This window comes from Xanthomonas floridensis (assembly GCF_001642575.1).
In the GTDB taxonomy this organism is placed as follows: domain Bacteria; phylum Pseudomonadota; class Gammaproteobacteria; order Xanthomonadales; family Xanthomonadaceae; genus Xanthomonas; species Xanthomonas floridensis.
This window is the reverse complement of the sequence record NZ_LXNG01000034.1, coordinates 184,592-199,374: the sequence shown is the minus strand read 5'-3', so window position 1 is coordinate 199,374 and position 14,783 is coordinate 184,592. Positions and strand designations below refer to the sequence as shown.

The window sequence follows — 14,783 nt, the reverse complement described above, 5'->3', positions numbered from 1 at the left end:
TACGGAACACTGGGCGTATCAATACTTCTACCACTTGCGTGGCTTCGGTTTTATGCAGGATCATCGATACCGTCACTGAACGAGCATGTACCTGCCAGCCCCGCCCCCTTCTTGAAGGATCCAAGATGGCTCAGAAAACGACCGGCCTCCATGCAATTCTGTCCGCCCCCTGGGCCTATGACCTCCTGCAGAATTTACTTGGAGCGCGGAAGGGAAGAACTCAGCTGATCAGAGACCACATTCGCCCCGGACCTGAATCCACGATTTTGGACATTGGCTGTGGAACCGGCGAGATCGTACCGCACCTACCTAAAGACAGCAGCTACCACGGCTTCGACCTCTCTGCCCTCTACATCGATTCTGCCAAGCGTAGGTTCGGACATAGAGCGACCTTCCACTGTATGGATATTGCAGACTATCAACCTGAAGACGACAGCAAACTGGCAGATGTCGTGCTTGCAGTAGGCATTCTTCACCATCTGGACGATGGGATTGCTTGCAAGCTGATCGAAGGTGCACGGAGCAAGCTTAAACCCGGTGGGAGGCTGATCACCATGGACGGCACTTTGGTCGAAGGACAATCTTCAATGGCAAGAAATCTGATTCTGCGGGACCGCGGCCAGAACATCCGTACACCAGATGGCTATCGTGCACTGGCCGAGAAAGCCTTCGACCGCATCCAGATGAGGATCAGACACGACATGATCTATGTCCCATATACGCACTGCATCATGGAATGCAGTGCGTAAACCGCTTCAGCTAGCCGCCCGTCTGTATTCATTGACAAGTAAACATTAGTCCGAATCAAGGCGGGCTGGCTCGCTGAGACCTACGGAATGGGCGAGAGCGTGACACCCTTGTAGATGACTTCTCCAGCTCCGTTGGAAGTCACCCGCAGTTCCAGATTCTGCACCGGTTGCTTCAAGCTAAAGTCGATTGCGTATTCGCTCTGACCATTGGCCATCACAGGTAATGCGCCCAGAACCTGCCCGCCCCCCGCAGCTACGACATCCACCGTAGCTACAATTTGTGCAGCGCTTTCCGCCTTGCCAGACACATCAAATGAAGCGCGGTAGTGCCCGCGTCCCAACTGCATGTACGGTCCAAATTGGAGATAACCGGACTCGTCCTTGCGAGTCTGCAAGGCACTCTCCGCATCCAGCCAGTGACCCACAGTCTTCATGCCATTAGGCATCGCCCTGATGTGATGAGGGCCATGTAAGCGAACGCTCCAGCCTGGCAGATTAGCAGACAGGTTGTCCTTGAACACGAATACTCGCATGCCCTGCACCTTAGCCTCACGCACCGGCTGACCTGCGTAGCGGGTGAGCGCGCCCCAGTCGACCGCAGCCACCTCTGCGTCAGTAAGAAGCAGGAAAGTCTCCCCGGCCCATGCTTCTGGCTCATACCAGTTATCCGAAGAAAGGTGGCGCATGGGCAGTGGCAAGCCTTTGGGAATCAGGATCTGCCGTACCTTGACTTCATTCCTGCCCAATACGGTAAGCGCTCCTGCATTCCAGTAGCTGGCATAGCCATAGTGGAGTCCCATGGTCTTGAGTTCATCGATCATTGCTTCGCGTTGCGGGTTCTTCCAACCTGGGTTGACCAGCGAATTTGGATTGATGCTCACCACACTGTTGGAGGCAAGGAGCACGCCAAGCCCGATAATCAACGTGGCCTCCAGCCAGGAAGCGTGCTTGAGTGGCGAGCAGAACAACACCACCAGACCGAGCACCAGTGCAGGAGTCAGGTAGCGCGCAGAAACCAACGGATTGTCCATGTCAGGCACAGTGGTTGTGATCTGCAGAAACACGAAACACAGCGCAAGGCCCGCGACAACCCCACCGACGAAACGCATCTGCGGAGCCCGGCTACTGCATAGCAGGACAACTCGTCGTCCGATCAACATAAGAACGACTAGTCCAGCAACCAGTCGCAGCGCGGCGTAGATGCCCGAACGGGAAATGACATCGCCATTGGCCACCGGAAGGGCACCCAGCAAACCCATCAGGCCATGGAGGGTCTGCAGAGCATTTCGTGCCATACCATTGAAATCGAGCCAGCGTGCAGCGCCTGCACCGGCATTATTGTTCACATGGTCCAGCGACCACAGGCTGATCCCAAAGCCGGCAACGAAGCCCGCAACAGTAATCGCAAGCACTGGGCTCATGGCCAGCATGCGTTCCTTCCATCGCTCTCCCCACAGATAGGCAGCCAACCCACAGTAAAGTGGCAAAAGATAAGACGCTGCAGCGCGCTGCGGGTTGCTCCATGTAACCAATGTCACCAAGCCAAACAGCAGTACCCACCAAACTAACCGTTGATTTCGCATGGAAGTCATTGACCTCCAGCCCAACACCATAAGCAGGCAGGTGAGCGCTAGCAGAACTCCATATGCTGCCTGACCGAACATGTCTTCGGCGAACGTAATTGAAATACCGCCTGCCAGCACTGCCAACGACAGAATACGCTGCCAGGAAACATCACCCAGCAGGCTGGTGAACCACCAAACGCTGCCGAGGATAAGTAGCGCGGTGATGACACCAGCCACGGCGAACAGCGTGTAACTATTGTCGAAGAAGAAAAGCAGACCCCAGACGATGAGGTGAGGGAAGACCACCATCAGATCTTTATTGACGTAGTTCCAGTCGGGCGGGAAGAAACTGCCTGAGTCGTGCATCTCCTGTGCGAGCAGGTTACGCACAGACGAGTCGGAGTGAAAATAGCCTTGGTAATAAGAAAACAGGAATACGAGAAGCAAAAACACGTTTACCGCTAGTAGCACGCCTGCAAGAGAGGTTCGCGCAGAGTTGCTGAATAGAAGTGAGCGAAGAAACGCGAGTGATCGGCCGGCGCTGATGCGATGAATCGCAGTAGACTTGGCGGGAATTTGACTCAAGGGATTGCCCCGTACATCCAGGTTAGGGTTGAAGAAAAATCGAACTCCGGCAATGTATTCAGCGCGGACTTCAGTTTCTCGTTAGAACCACGTAGTGATTTAACCTCGTTGGCGCGGACGAAGTTTGGGTTGATACGCACCTCAATGGCATGACCTGAAAGATCGCGCAGCGTATCGATCACCTGTTCCAACGACCATTCAACACCTGAGCAGACGTTGTACACCTCCCCAGCTGCCGGTAAAGTCAATAAACGTCCGTACAACTGCGCAACATGGCGGACATCGTAGAAATCCCGCGAAACATCCAAATTGCCAAGTTCGATCACCTCAGCGCGTCGTTTAAAATGCGACACAATCTTCGGGATCAAAAACCGCTCGGATTGACCCAAGCCGGTGTAGTTGAAGGGGCGCACAATCGTGATTGGCAGGCGATCAGTCCATAGCTTGGCCATGGACTCCATCGCCATCTTGCTGATTGCGTAATCATTTTGGGGAAATAGCGAAGCTTGTTCATCAAGAACGCCTCCGACATTACCGTAAACATTTGCGCTGCTGGCCAACAAAATATGCAACGGAGGCACCGGCAATTCGCCCAGAGCCTCAAGCAGATTGCGGGTGCCAACAATGTTCACTCGGTAGATCTCCTCCGCGTCTCCATGAGCGACAAACGAAATCGCCGCCAAGTGAATGACAGCATGAGGCTGCAGGAACTGCAGCGCTTCGCGCAGCGCGTCTCGATTCAGCAGATTAACCGAGCTGGAGGTGGCCGTACCGGTGGGCGACAGTTGCACTACCTCCCAGCCTTCGGCTTGCAGTTGGTTAGTAACGTAGCGCCCGGTGAATCCGGACGCTCCCGTGACCAGCACCCGCTTGCCAACGACTTTAGAAGGAGAAACCACGTTCATTCCTCTTAAGATCGGCTTCGACCATCATCTGGCACAACTGCTCCAAGGTGGTCTGCGGCTTCCAGCCCAGCACACGCTCGGCCTTCAGCGGTTTACCAATCAGCAGATCGACTTCTGCCGGGCGATGGAACTTGGGATTGATGCGCATTACGGTCTTTCCGCTGGCAACGTCCACCGCAGTTTCGTCTTGATCCTTGCCGCGGAACTCTACGTCGATCCCGGCACCCTTGAAGGCCATATGCACAAAGTCGCGAACGGTTTCGGTGCGGTTGGTCGCCAGCACAAAGGTGTCCGGCTGGTCAGCTTGCAACATGCGCCACATACCTTCCACGTATTCCTTAGCAAATCCCCAATCACGCTTGGCGTCCAGGTTACCCAGTTCCAGGCAGTCCAGCCGGCCAAGCTTGATCTTGGCTACAGAATCGGTGATCTTGCGCGTGACGAATTCCCGTCCCCGCAGCGGGCTCTCGTGATTGAACAGAATGCCGCTGGACCCGAAGATATTGTAACTTTCGCGGTAGTTCACCGTAATCCAGTGCGCGTAAAGCTTAGCCACGCCGTACGGACTGCGTGGGTAGAAGGGAGTTTCCTCGATCTGGGGAATAGCTTGCACCTTACCAAACATTTCTGAAGTAGATGCCTGGTAGAAACGGATCTTTGGATTGATCAGCCGGATTGCTTCCAGAAGATGCAGTGCACCCACGCCAGTGATCTGCGCAGTAGTAGTAGGTTGCTCGAAGCTAACCCCAACGAAGCTCTGCGCGGCCAGATTGTAGATCTCATCCGGCTGGATCCGCTGCACCATTGCAATGGTAGTACCTAGGTCGGTCAAGTCGTACTCGACCAGCTCAAGGTTGGGATGACTGGTAACTCCGACCTCATCAAGACGCCAGAAATTCACCGAACTGGTGCGCCGATAGGTACCGTAGACCTTGTATCCTTTATCCAGCAGCAGTTCTGTCAGATAAGCGCCGTCCTGCCCAGTGACGCCGGTAATAATTGCTTTTTTCATGGTCTATCTTCTTCTTCAATAATAATAAGGGTTAGACAATCTAAATACTCAGCCGCAAGCCTACGACACACGATGGTCATGGACTCGACTCGTGCGGCGCTTCATTCAGAACACCCGCTGCGGCTAACCAATCCGACCAAGCGAGCTCAGTCACACCTTGCCAAAGCAAATGCCGCTTCGCAGACTCGGACGATGGCATACCATCTGCGAAGATAAGAATATCGCCGACACGCGCATCAACCGGCTCATCACACAGCATATTCTTCGGGCAGCCAAGCAGCTCCAAAGTGAACTGACGGGCGTAACTATACATCCCCTCCCCTGAGGCTATGACGGGCTCTATGCGCCAGCCCACTGGTGGCGCGAGCAAGCAATCGCGCAGAGCATCCCGATCAACCTCGGCACCGCGTTCACCCAGGGCTACAACATCAATGAATACTTGCTTGGCAGGTTGTGGGGCGGATAAATTCCATGCCAGTGTCTGACCCAGAGCCTCTTCGTTGATTACGTTGCCGCCATCAGCCATATAGCGCCCAAGAGACGACATCAACTGCCGTTGGGAACCCTGAACTGGCAAGTAAAACTCCTCAATCGTTCGAGCGTAAGCATCCGCACAGCGGCGCGGCTGATGGTACTCAGTCATCAACGTTCTGGCGGCAGCGGATAGCTTCGCTCGCAGCGCCTCATCCTGGTAGAGAAGCGCCAATGCATCCCGCAAAGCAGCGTTGTCGAAGTCGTCGGGCAGTTTGATGACCACATCATCCGGTAGATCGGCCATTGATCCATTGGCATTGACGATCGTAGCCAACCCATGATTGAGGGCATCCAGAACGGCTGCCGAAGTCTCCCCCCGGGACATCGTACGAAGCTGTACAGCGACATCCGCCGCTTGCAGATAGCCGCGGAAATCATTCTGAGTGACGAATCCGGTTATCCGGATACGATCCGCTGCCGAACTCGAACGAATCTTCTTCTCCAATTCGGCTCCATATTCATTTGGATCTGCGCCGCCGACGAAGACAAGATAACATCGGTCGTTGTTGGCCAACGGAGACGCTAGCCATGCGTCTACCAGCTCGATATTCAGCTTAGTTGGCGCGGTGAAGCCAAAGCTGCACACCACAAATGCATCCGACGGCAAATCCAAGTCACCTCGCACAGCAGCGCGGGGCGAGATAAATTGCGCTGGTGCACGCAGAAGAGGTACTTCTCGCCAACGCAACGCGCTACTATTTGGATAGTATTGCCGGGCCATCCGGGTAGACACAGCCGAATGGACCATCAGGCCAAGTGCCGCGGCTAGAACCGTAAAGTTGCAGGGATGATTCAGTAAAACAAACTCATGTTGCCTAGCGGCCAGCGCAGACAAGGGTGCATAACCGTGTGATCGATATAACGCATAAGGCCATGACCCCTTCATGCCGAGCGTGAGCTCGCGATAAGCATACATTCCGCTCAAAAAGAAGTCATGCAGCACAACGACGCCCGGAATACGCTCAAGCATCTCGACCATGTGGACGTGATACTCGGAGTTACCGAATTGATAGACGACTCGGTCATAACTCGGCCCGTGAAGTTCGAACCAGGCGAGATCACGTATGCGAGCCGAGCCAGCGACAGCCGGGTCATCGACATGCGGCTGCGCCACGATCACATCAATTTCGTAATGTCTTGCGAGCTCAGGAATCAAGTCCGCACTATAGTCCGCAATACCGCTTCGCTCTGGGGGAAGAGGAGAAATATAAGCGAGACGCGGTCGCGTGCGCGGAGGCGGTCGCGTGCACGCCTCCTCCATTGCGGTGATGGCGCGGATTGCACTTGCATCCCAGGAAAACTTCGCAGCCTGGCCCGGAGCATGCTCCAGGAGACGTTGCCGAAATGGCTCATCAATCAAACCCTGATGCATCTTTTCCATGATTGCATTTTCGTCGCGCGGGTCAAAAAGCGCATCTTCCAGACCAATCACTTCGGGCAGACTCGATGTGCACGCGCCGATGACTGGCGCCCCACATTGCATCGCTTCGAGAGCTGGTAGACCAAAGCCCTCATGCCATGATGGAAATACGAACAATCTTGCCGCGTTGTATAGCTTGACCAGATCTTCGTCTGGCACGAACCCAGTAAGAATAAGCTCGTTGTCACGCAGGCCGGAGTTACGTGCCAAGCTCTTCAGCATCGCACGCGCATCATCGGTTATCGAACAGACGATAGCCAATTGATGCGTGGCGCGCACGTCTCTTGGAAGAAGAGCGTAAGCGCGTATAAGCCCCTCTACATTCTTTCGATGATCAATTCCGCCCGTGTACATTACATAAGGCCGAAAAATAGAATACTTCCCAAGCAGCGCCTGCTTATCCCATGAACCAGCCGGCAGACATTGAAAATCATCGTCAATTGCTGAAGAAATATTGACTACCTTATTATTTTCGAACCCAAGATGATCAATAGCTTCCTGGGCTGCGGAGGCCGAAATACCTAGCAGGAGATCTGCGCGGCGCAGATGAGCGATTTTTCTAAAATACCATTTTGCCATTATCGGATTATCAAGGTAACGCTTTTGATAGATCATGGGAATGAGATCAAATAACGTCACTGCAGTCCGTAGTGGCTGAACACCTGAATTGATACATGTGACTGCACAATCACTCCAGCCCTCGAATAAACTGGAAACGTGCACGATGTCAGGCTTTAGCGAAGCAAAGAAAGCTTCTCGGACACGCCCCTCAATCCCCTCATCCGAGGCAATCCCTTCAGAAGGCGGCATCCATACATGGAAGCGCTCAGAGGGGAGCGAGTCCCCAAATGCAGCCCGGATAAGCTCGATACTGTCGCCTAAACGTGCATTAAGAGCTATATGAATCTCGTGCGAGCCGGCGTTACGCACCATCGCCAACGCCAAAGACAACGAATAGCGCCCAATGCCGCGAAAGCGACTACCGGTCTGTGCACCCTGAAGATCAATAACGATACGCACTAATGTTTGCTCCCTGTTACGGCGTAACGCAGACGCAACAAGCTCTGGCGCGCATGTGCGGAAATGCCATCGGGCAGAGGCGCGGATAACTTCGGTGACACTGCGCAGACCTCGCCTTCAGCGAAGGTTCTCTGCCGATAATCCACCACATCCGCGCCCATCGACGCTCTGTGGATGCTGCGAACGCGAGTTTCCAGGCGCGGACTTGCTGCAAGCATACGCCGCACCAATCTCCGTATTACCGGCGAACGGGCCGCGCGCCGCGTCACACCATGTACAAAACGCCTGCCATCCGTCTTACCTCTGCCAGCCAGTCGGCGCAAGACTAACCTTGGCATTTTAACAGTCCACCGTGCCAGACGCGACAATGAACGCATAGGGCCAGTTACGACCCAGGAGGTGCTCGCGTGGATAGCCCTGAGGTCGGCATACAGTCTCGCCACATCATCGACTGCAGCATCACGTTCCCGCTCCAAACGTTCCTGAAGTGCATCGGCACCAGCCATTACTTCTGTTTGACGGATGAGCAGCGCACGCTCACGCTCACCTGAATCAATACGCTGCTGGAGAAGCTCACGCTCAAGCTGAATGATGGTGTCACGCGATGTGGCCTGCTCAGCGTGCAAGCGGGCATTCTCGCATTCGATCAACCACAGCTCATGGCGCGCACGAACAACATCCTCCTTCAGCTTCGCACTGAAAGTCGATGTTGCGGTACCGGCCAAGCAGAAACGGTCGAATACGTTGGGACCAATACGGAACGCGCCCTCAATCTCGGGATGCGCATTATTGACATAGAAGCGGTTCAATCCATCGAAGTAAACGAAGCGGTATCCCTTACTAGTGACCAAGGCTTCCCATTCGTCATGGCTCTGCTCTTGACTCATCGGCTTGGTACTTTCGATTACAAGTACCCATGGACGGCGATTTCCAAGCCAGCCCTCAAGTACCTGCCTTTCGGCTCCCTCGACATCTATTTTCAACCAATGGATTTCGCCATCGACGATCTCAAGAACTTTATCGAGAGTCACAATGGGAACAACCTCTCGCCTGACTTCATGGCCGTCACGCTGATAGTCTTTGGCTAAATCTTCGCGAGAGGTGCTCAGCCCCGTGCCAGACATGGCGAAAAACTCGCCGATCCCCTCATGCGACCCGACCATGACTTGCAGAACAACGTCGCCAGAACGCTCGGTTCGGAGCTGATCCGCATAGAACGACATCGGTTCGACGTGAACTCCTTTCCAGCCGTGCTCATGAAAAGCACGACTGACGGAATCTTCGAAAGCACTTTGTGCGCCCACATCGACATAGTTACCAGCAGCAACACCCCCAAGCGCACGCCATAACATCACATCTTCGAAATTCTGCGCGTACGAAATGATTCCCTCGGTCACGCGACACCTCCGCGCCCACCCGAGTCCTGCGCAACTTCACGACCGATGAAGAATCTGGCATCCAGCCAGCTTGTACCGATGAAGACATCACGATCGACATTCACCACATCGAAAACCAGCAAGTTATCGATCCACTCATAGTTGTTCTCGAGATGATTGTCTCCGCTTACCAAAGCAGGGGACACCGAGTAGGATCCCGGGCCGAGTGTGCATGTAAATTCCAACGAAAAAACAACGGAATCACCAGCCGCAAGTTCTCGCTCAACCTGCTGCGTATGCCAAGTGTTAGTTCCCCAGACAACATGCCCGAATTTATCGCGCAACATGTATCCGAGCACCAATCGCTCCACATCGGCATGAACTCCAGCCACAAGTTTAAGCTTGACCTTCTGACCTACCTTCGCCACACGGATCGGACTACCGTCAGCATCACACAATGCAAGCGACTCGCACGTCACCTCACGTGTTCCGCTACGTGTCTGCAACCAACCGCCGTCTTCCCGGTGTTGCTCGATATGGAGCGTTTCGTTTTCTTTTTTTGCTACGAGCGCGTTGTAAAAATCAACGACTTCATCGGGCGCCCCATCTTTTAGCACGCGCCCTGCGTCAAGAAGGATAACGCGATCACACAGCGTCTTGACCTCAGACATACCATGCGAGACGAAAAGGATGGAGGTTCCCTGCTCACGAAAAGTGCGAATACGGTCAAAGCTCTTGTGTTGAAAATACGAGTCACCCACCGATAGCGCCTCATCCACGATCAGTATGTCTGGCTTAAATGCCGTTGCAACACTGAAAGCGACACGCATCTGCATCCCACTGGAATAAGTGCGTACTGGTTGATCGAAATATTCGCCGATCTCAGCGAACGCCTCAATATCAGGCATTGCGTCGAGCACTTGTGAAACCTCATAACCCATCAGTCCTGAAGCATGAATGACATTTTGACGCCCAGTCAATTCAGGATTAAAGCCCATACCTAGCTCCAGGATCGCAGCAATACGCCCCTTGTGATCTGCGCTACCGACCGTGGGCCGTACAGTGCCTGTCACGATTTTAAGCAACGTACTCTTGCCCGCACCATTCTGACCGATCAGGCCTATTGTCTCGCCAGCACGTACATGTAGGTTGATATCGTTTAATACCCAGTGCTCCTCAATTGGCTGCATAGGAAATCCAAGCCACGACGCGACCCGCTTCCATTCGCTCCCCCAATTGCGATATGCCTTGCCCACACCGGAAAGAATCAACTCACCGTTCATAACACGTCCACCATCTCTGAACTTGCACGACGAAACAAGAGCAGCGCTAGTGGACCAACCACCAGCGTTATTACCAAAAGCCAGGTCACCCCCCCCCATATGGGGGGCTTATCGTAAAGCAAAACGTTTTGGTAGCTGGTCACAAGCGGGTACAGAGGATTTAATGCAAAAATACCCTGAATATGCTGTGGCAGTATACGAATATTATAAACAATTGGAGTCAACCAGAACAAGGCCTGCAGCACCACAGGCACCACCTGCCCAATATCCCGCATAAACACATTCAAAACACCGAGAAGAAGGCCGATCGACATCGCAAATGACAAGGTAATTAGCATCAACACTGGCAACCATAGGGCATTGAAACCAGGAAGATGGCCGAGTGCAGCGAAAACCAAGAAGATAGCAAAAAGCAGCAATATATTATTGACCAACATGGTTCCGCCCGCGATAAATGGCAAGCAGATTCTGGGGAACGACATTTTTTTCATTAGATTGCCGCTATCCACGAATAGCGTGACGCATCTACTAAGTGTCTCAGCGAACAGACTCCAACACAGCGTACCTGCCATGAGATAAAGCGCGTAAGCGTATTTATTATCTATGCCAGGCAGCTTCGCCGACAACACTGTGGACAGGATGGTGGCGAAGATCAATACCTGGAGCAATGGGTGAATGATCATCCATAAACCACCAAGCTTGCTCCGCACGAATCTTATCTTCAGATCGTTCCGTATTGAAGAAAATACAAAATGTCTATAGCCCCAAAGGGCTCGCAACATATCATTCATTGAGACGCCTCCCCGGCACTACAAGTGGCCGCAGCAAACGATGGCTGCGGAGGAAAAGACTGAAAAGATTCGAAATCATTCAAATTATTTAGCTGTGAAAGATGGGGCTGCATGAAAGAGCCGCGAGTAAGCTTCGAAGATACGTGAATTGCTTGCAGCATATTCCAGAGGCGAATAGACGGCGACGTCCTCGCCGGCTCTTGAGCTTCTGCGAACGAGTGACGTGGAAGAATTGCGGATATGTCGACAACCCCACGCTTGCGCAGGGCATTGAGACCATCTACGTCAGACACAAGAACCCGAGCACACTGCCGGATCTCAGCCAGCAATGACTCTGCCCATTGAGCAATGTCTTCATCATCCTCCAATATCAACACGATGCTCACGTATTGAGTTCGTAGTTGCATCAATAGCAACTCAAGTTGATCTTGTGCGATCAATCCTGCTTGGCAATGAATGGCAACCCAAGTTGGATTCAACACATCTATTTCAGCTAAGAGAACGTTAGCAAAGTCAGCCGACTGGGCACGCCAGCATGGAAGAAGCTCCACCTTTGATTCGACGTTATTGACATCAAGTTCGGAAAAGATCTTCACGTCATGTGGCAGTCCATGGATGAGTTCGCTGACCGGGATAGAGGCGGTTCGCTTGCAGTCAAACGAACCCACCCAAGCTAGCCTGAGGGTTGAGTCATCTTTCGGCAGCCTCGAAACATCGTGGGCGAAATGCAATAAACGACGCGCGGCAGCGGACCATGTAAAGTGCTCAATGAGCAGACTCTGGCCACGCTTGGTGCGGAGATCGCGCACCCCCGCAGGCATGCCCCAGACCTCTTTTAAAAGCCGAGATAAGTGCTCAGGGCACGGCTCTGCCCATACGGAATCGGGCAGGTCGAAAATGGTCTGTGCTTTTGCAAATTTATAATCGATTAACCATGCAGTGTCTGGAGTACAGAAATCGCATTGCCCTCCCCAGCCGGTGGCAATTACTGCCAGTCCCGACATCATTGCCTCAGCCAAGGGCAATCCAAACCCCTCTGCGCGACTTGGTGCAACCATGACATGGCACTGCCTATAAAGGCTTTTTAATTGAGCACTTTCGACATCCTCTTCAATGACGATGACATGAGGGAAGCGCGAGTTACTCTTCTGCAATTTATGAAGAAGATGTCTTACGTTTTGCTGAGGATTAGCAAACGTTTTTATAATTAACGTTACATCATCCGCATCGGTAAAGACCTCCCCATACGACTGCAAGAGAACGTCTACACCTTTTCGAGGCAAGCAGGATGAAACATGAAGAAATCGGAAGCTACGTGCATTTATGGGAAATACGCCATCGTCCGGAACTCTGTCCCAGTGATCAACGCCTGCCCCACATACCCCAATCGGCAACCCAACCCCATTATCGATCAGCACTTTACCAACATGAGACGAGAGGGCACTAATACCTTGAAGGAACTCATTAAAATCTTCAATCCATGCAGACGGAATTTCAGATTCCTCCCAGGCATAAGCGTGTAGAAAGTTAAGACGCGAATCCATGTCGGCGACGTGGGGCGGATAGATGAGGCGGCTGCTAATGTCAGCCTGACGGGGCATCAGCCGAGCAGCCTTTGCGTGAAGCTTTTCGAGTGCGGGAAACGAGTTCATGAACTGCTGGTCAGGGAGAATTTCCTTGAAACCATCAGTAGAGTGGAGAGCAACAGGCAGACCTAAATCGTTCAATGCTTTTGCTAGCTCACGATTTACAAGGGCCAAGCTATAGCTGCTATCGAAGGGACCTTCGACTCTCCAAGAAGGCGCAAGAGCCAACGGCTCGTGACGACGATAGACATCCCTGATCACCTCCTCGTTTGCCGCCACTGCGGCAGCAGCAGCCATCAAATCATGGTCGGTGACGGCCAATGACGCGCTATTCATATCCGCCAACTCACCGATAAGCACGCGCCGGGAGGCGTCTTGGGCATCCAACATGGGCGCCCACCCCCCTATCATCGCCCCCGCCCGAGCGCGGCTCTCAAAAGCATCAAGCGCCCGCGAGGCGCTTGATGCCCATGAAAATTCATGAGACCTCCGCAATCCGTACTGCCGCAGATCCTGTGCCAAGGCAGGCTCACAGAGTACTCGCTCGATTGCCCCCGCTATCGAGGATGGATCCTCTGGGTCAAATAGAGCATCACGCCGCGTAAGCACCTCAGGAATGCTAGTAAGGTTTGAACCAATAACAGGCGCACCACATGCCATTGCCTCGAGAATGGGTAGCCCAAATCCCTCGTGCAGCGACGGAAGCACAAAGAGTTCAGCACCGCTATATAGTTGCGCGAGTTCTAGATCCGAGACATGTCCCACCAGTACAAGGCGATCCGGTGCAATGCACAGTCGATTCGCAATCAGCCCTAAGCGGTCACGCTCCAATGAACTCAGCCGCCCACTGACGACCAATTGGCAACGAGCTATTGAAGCTGCTGACAGCATCGAATACGCCACAAGCAGCCGCTCTAGATTCTTGCGAGCATCCATTGCCCCGCTGTACATCAGGTAAGGACCGGAAATTCCATAGTCGCTTGAGAAGCGCTCTCGAATCTCAAGATCAATAAAAATTGGCTTGAAAGTTTTTGCAGCAGCCGATGAGATATTGACAATGCGCTCTGCAGGGATGGAAAGCATCTCCATCGCATCCGATCGAACATAGTCAGAAATTGCTAGCAGCAAGTCGGCGCGCTTTAATGAGGCCAATTTATCCTGATACCACCGCTTCGCCCAGGCGGCGGCAAGATATTCAGGGTGATGCATCGGGATGAGATCATAAAGCGTCGTTGCAGCAAACACGGATTCCGGACTGACCCCGATCGACGTAACAGCGCAATCCTGCGAACCCTCCATCAAGCTCGACACATGTACGACATCAGGTTTGAGGGCGCGCAGGAACGCTTCGCGCGCACGCTCAGAAGCCATACGGCGCCAGTCATTCGCCGAATCCTGCCAGTGTGTGGGTTGCACGGTTCGAAAAGAAACCCGCCGTTCGGGTGGGACTAAATCTGCTACATCACCTAGATCAGGGAGAGCGATATCAGCGTTCGTGACAATCCAAAACTCGTGATTGCGCGGCTGACGCAACATCGCTTCCGCCAAGGCAAGCGAATAGCGACCTATTCCACGATCCCGGCTACTAGTTTGAGCACCCTGCAAGTCAAGGACAATGCGCACCTTTAACCCTGCCTCTTGGTCATAGCCTTTGACAGTTCACGATAGATTTGGGCTTCGCGCACCGAAAGCTTTCCCTGACGCACGAGATCTTGATGGCGTCTATGTATCGTCAAGTGTCCAGGCCCCATCGATTGTGCAAGTCCGGCACGGACGCCAAATCGTTTCAACGACAGCGACAATCCCGGCACAATCGCCAGTAGCTGCATGATCGGCTTCTTAAGGGTTGGTCGCAGCAGCACGTAGCGCATGCACTTGGCAATCCAGCTGCGCAACCGTCCTTCAGATGAGTGACTATCAACCATGACCGTCATCGACCAGACACACATGTGGCTGG

The 14,783-nt window shown here is 53.3% G+C and carries 10 protein-coding genes; 1 reads left to right on the top strand and 9 read right to left on the bottom strand.

From position 1 onward, the window contains the following. Window positions 1-125 precede the first annotated feature (125 nt). A complete protein-coding gene (locus tag A7D17_RS17580; protein ID WP_064510268.1) occupies window positions 126-749 on the top strand; it encodes a class I SAM-dependent methyltransferase in 624 nt (207 codons plus the stop codon). Between the two features lie 80 nt (window positions 750-829). Here the strand turns inward: A7D17_RS17580 and A7D17_RS17575 are convergent, their stop codons facing one another. The 9 genes from A7D17_RS17575 to A7D17_RS23225 form a co-directional block, all read right to left on the bottom strand. Further along, window positions 830-2,899, bottom strand: coding sequence for a DUF2339 domain-containing protein (locus tag A7D17_RS17575; RefSeq protein WP_153041988.1), 2,070 nt, complete (start codon window positions 2,897-2,899; stop codon window positions 830-832). Further along, a complete protein-coding gene (locus A7D17_RS17570) occupies window positions 2,896-3,804 on the bottom strand; it encodes an NAD-dependent epimerase/dehydratase family protein (protein ID WP_064510266.1) in 909 nt (302 codons plus the stop codon). Before A7D17_RS17570 ends, A7D17_RS17575 begins: the two co-directional genes overlap by 4 nt. Then, window positions 3,782-4,816, bottom strand: a complete 1,035-nt coding sequence (gene gmd / locus A7D17_RS17565; RefSeq protein WP_064510265.1) for a GDP-mannose 4,6-dehydratase — start codon at window positions 4,814-4,816, stop codon at window positions 3,782-3,784. Before gmd ends, A7D17_RS17570 begins: the two co-directional genes overlap by 23 nt. 76 nt (window positions 4,817-4,892) lie before the next feature. Next, window positions 4,893-7,790, bottom strand: a complete 2,898-nt coding sequence (locus A7D17_RS23240) for a glycosyltransferase (RefSeq protein ID WP_153041987.1) — start codon at window positions 7,788-7,790, stop codon at window positions 4,893-4,895. Then, complete coding sequence (locus tag A7D17_RS23235; protein ID WP_082862112.1) at window positions 7,790-9,187, bottom strand: FkbM family methyltransferase; 1,398 nt, start codon at window positions 9,185-9,187, stop codon at window positions 7,790-7,792. Before A7D17_RS23235 ends, A7D17_RS23240 begins: the two co-directional genes overlap by 1 nt. Next, window positions 9,184-10,449: an ABC transporter ATP-binding protein gene (locus A7D17_RS17540; RefSeq protein ID WP_064510260.1), complete on the bottom strand. Its 1,266-nt coding sequence runs from the start codon at window positions 10,447-10,449 to the stop codon at window positions 9,184-9,186. The genes A7D17_RS23235 and A7D17_RS17540 overlap by 4 nt, the downstream gene beginning before the upstream one ends. Further along, window positions 10,446-11,240, bottom strand: a complete 795-nt coding sequence (locus A7D17_RS17535; RefSeq protein WP_082862111.1) for an ABC transporter permease — start codon at window positions 11,238-11,240, stop codon at window positions 10,446-10,448. Before A7D17_RS17535 ends, A7D17_RS17540 begins: the two co-directional genes overlap by 4 nt. Next, window positions 11,237-14,449, bottom strand: a complete 3,213-nt coding sequence (locus tag A7D17_RS23230; RefSeq protein WP_153041986.1) for a glycosyltransferase — start codon at window positions 14,447-14,449, stop codon at window positions 11,237-11,239. Before A7D17_RS23230 ends, A7D17_RS17535 begins: the two co-directional genes overlap by 4 nt. 2 nt (window positions 14,450-14,451) lie before the next feature. Then, entirely contained in the window at window positions 14,452-14,760 is a 309-nt protein-coding gene (locus A7D17_RS23225; RefSeq protein ID WP_082862125.1) for a hypothetical protein, read from the bottom strand. Window positions 14,761-14,783 lie beyond the last annotated feature (23 nt).

Bases quoted from the DNA above. Each gene is read 5' to 3' on its own strand.
- A7D17_RS17580 (WP_064510268.1), top strand. From the start codon at position 126: ATGGCTCAGAAAACGACCGGCCTCCATGCAATTCTGTCCGCCCCCTGG.
- A7D17_RS17570 (WP_064510266.1), bottom strand. From the start codon at position 3,804: ATGAACGTGGTTTCTCCTTCTAAAGTCGTTGGCAAGCGGGTGCTGGTC.
- A7D17_RS17540 (WP_064510260.1), bottom strand. From the start codon at position 10,449: ATGAACGGTGAGTTGATTCTTTCCGGTGTGGGCAAGGCATATCGCAAT.
- A7D17_RS23225 (WP_082862125.1), bottom strand. From the start codon at position 14,760: ATGACGGTCATGGTTGATAGTCACTCATCTGAAGGACGGTTGCGCAGC.
- gmd (WP_064510265.1), bottom strand. From the start codon at position 4,816: ATGAAAAAAGCAATTATTACCGGCGTCACTGGGCAGGACGGCGCTTAT.
- A7D17_RS17535 (WP_082862111.1), bottom strand. From the start codon at position 11,240: ATGAATGATATGTTGCGAGCCCTTTGGGGCTATAGACATTTTGTATTT.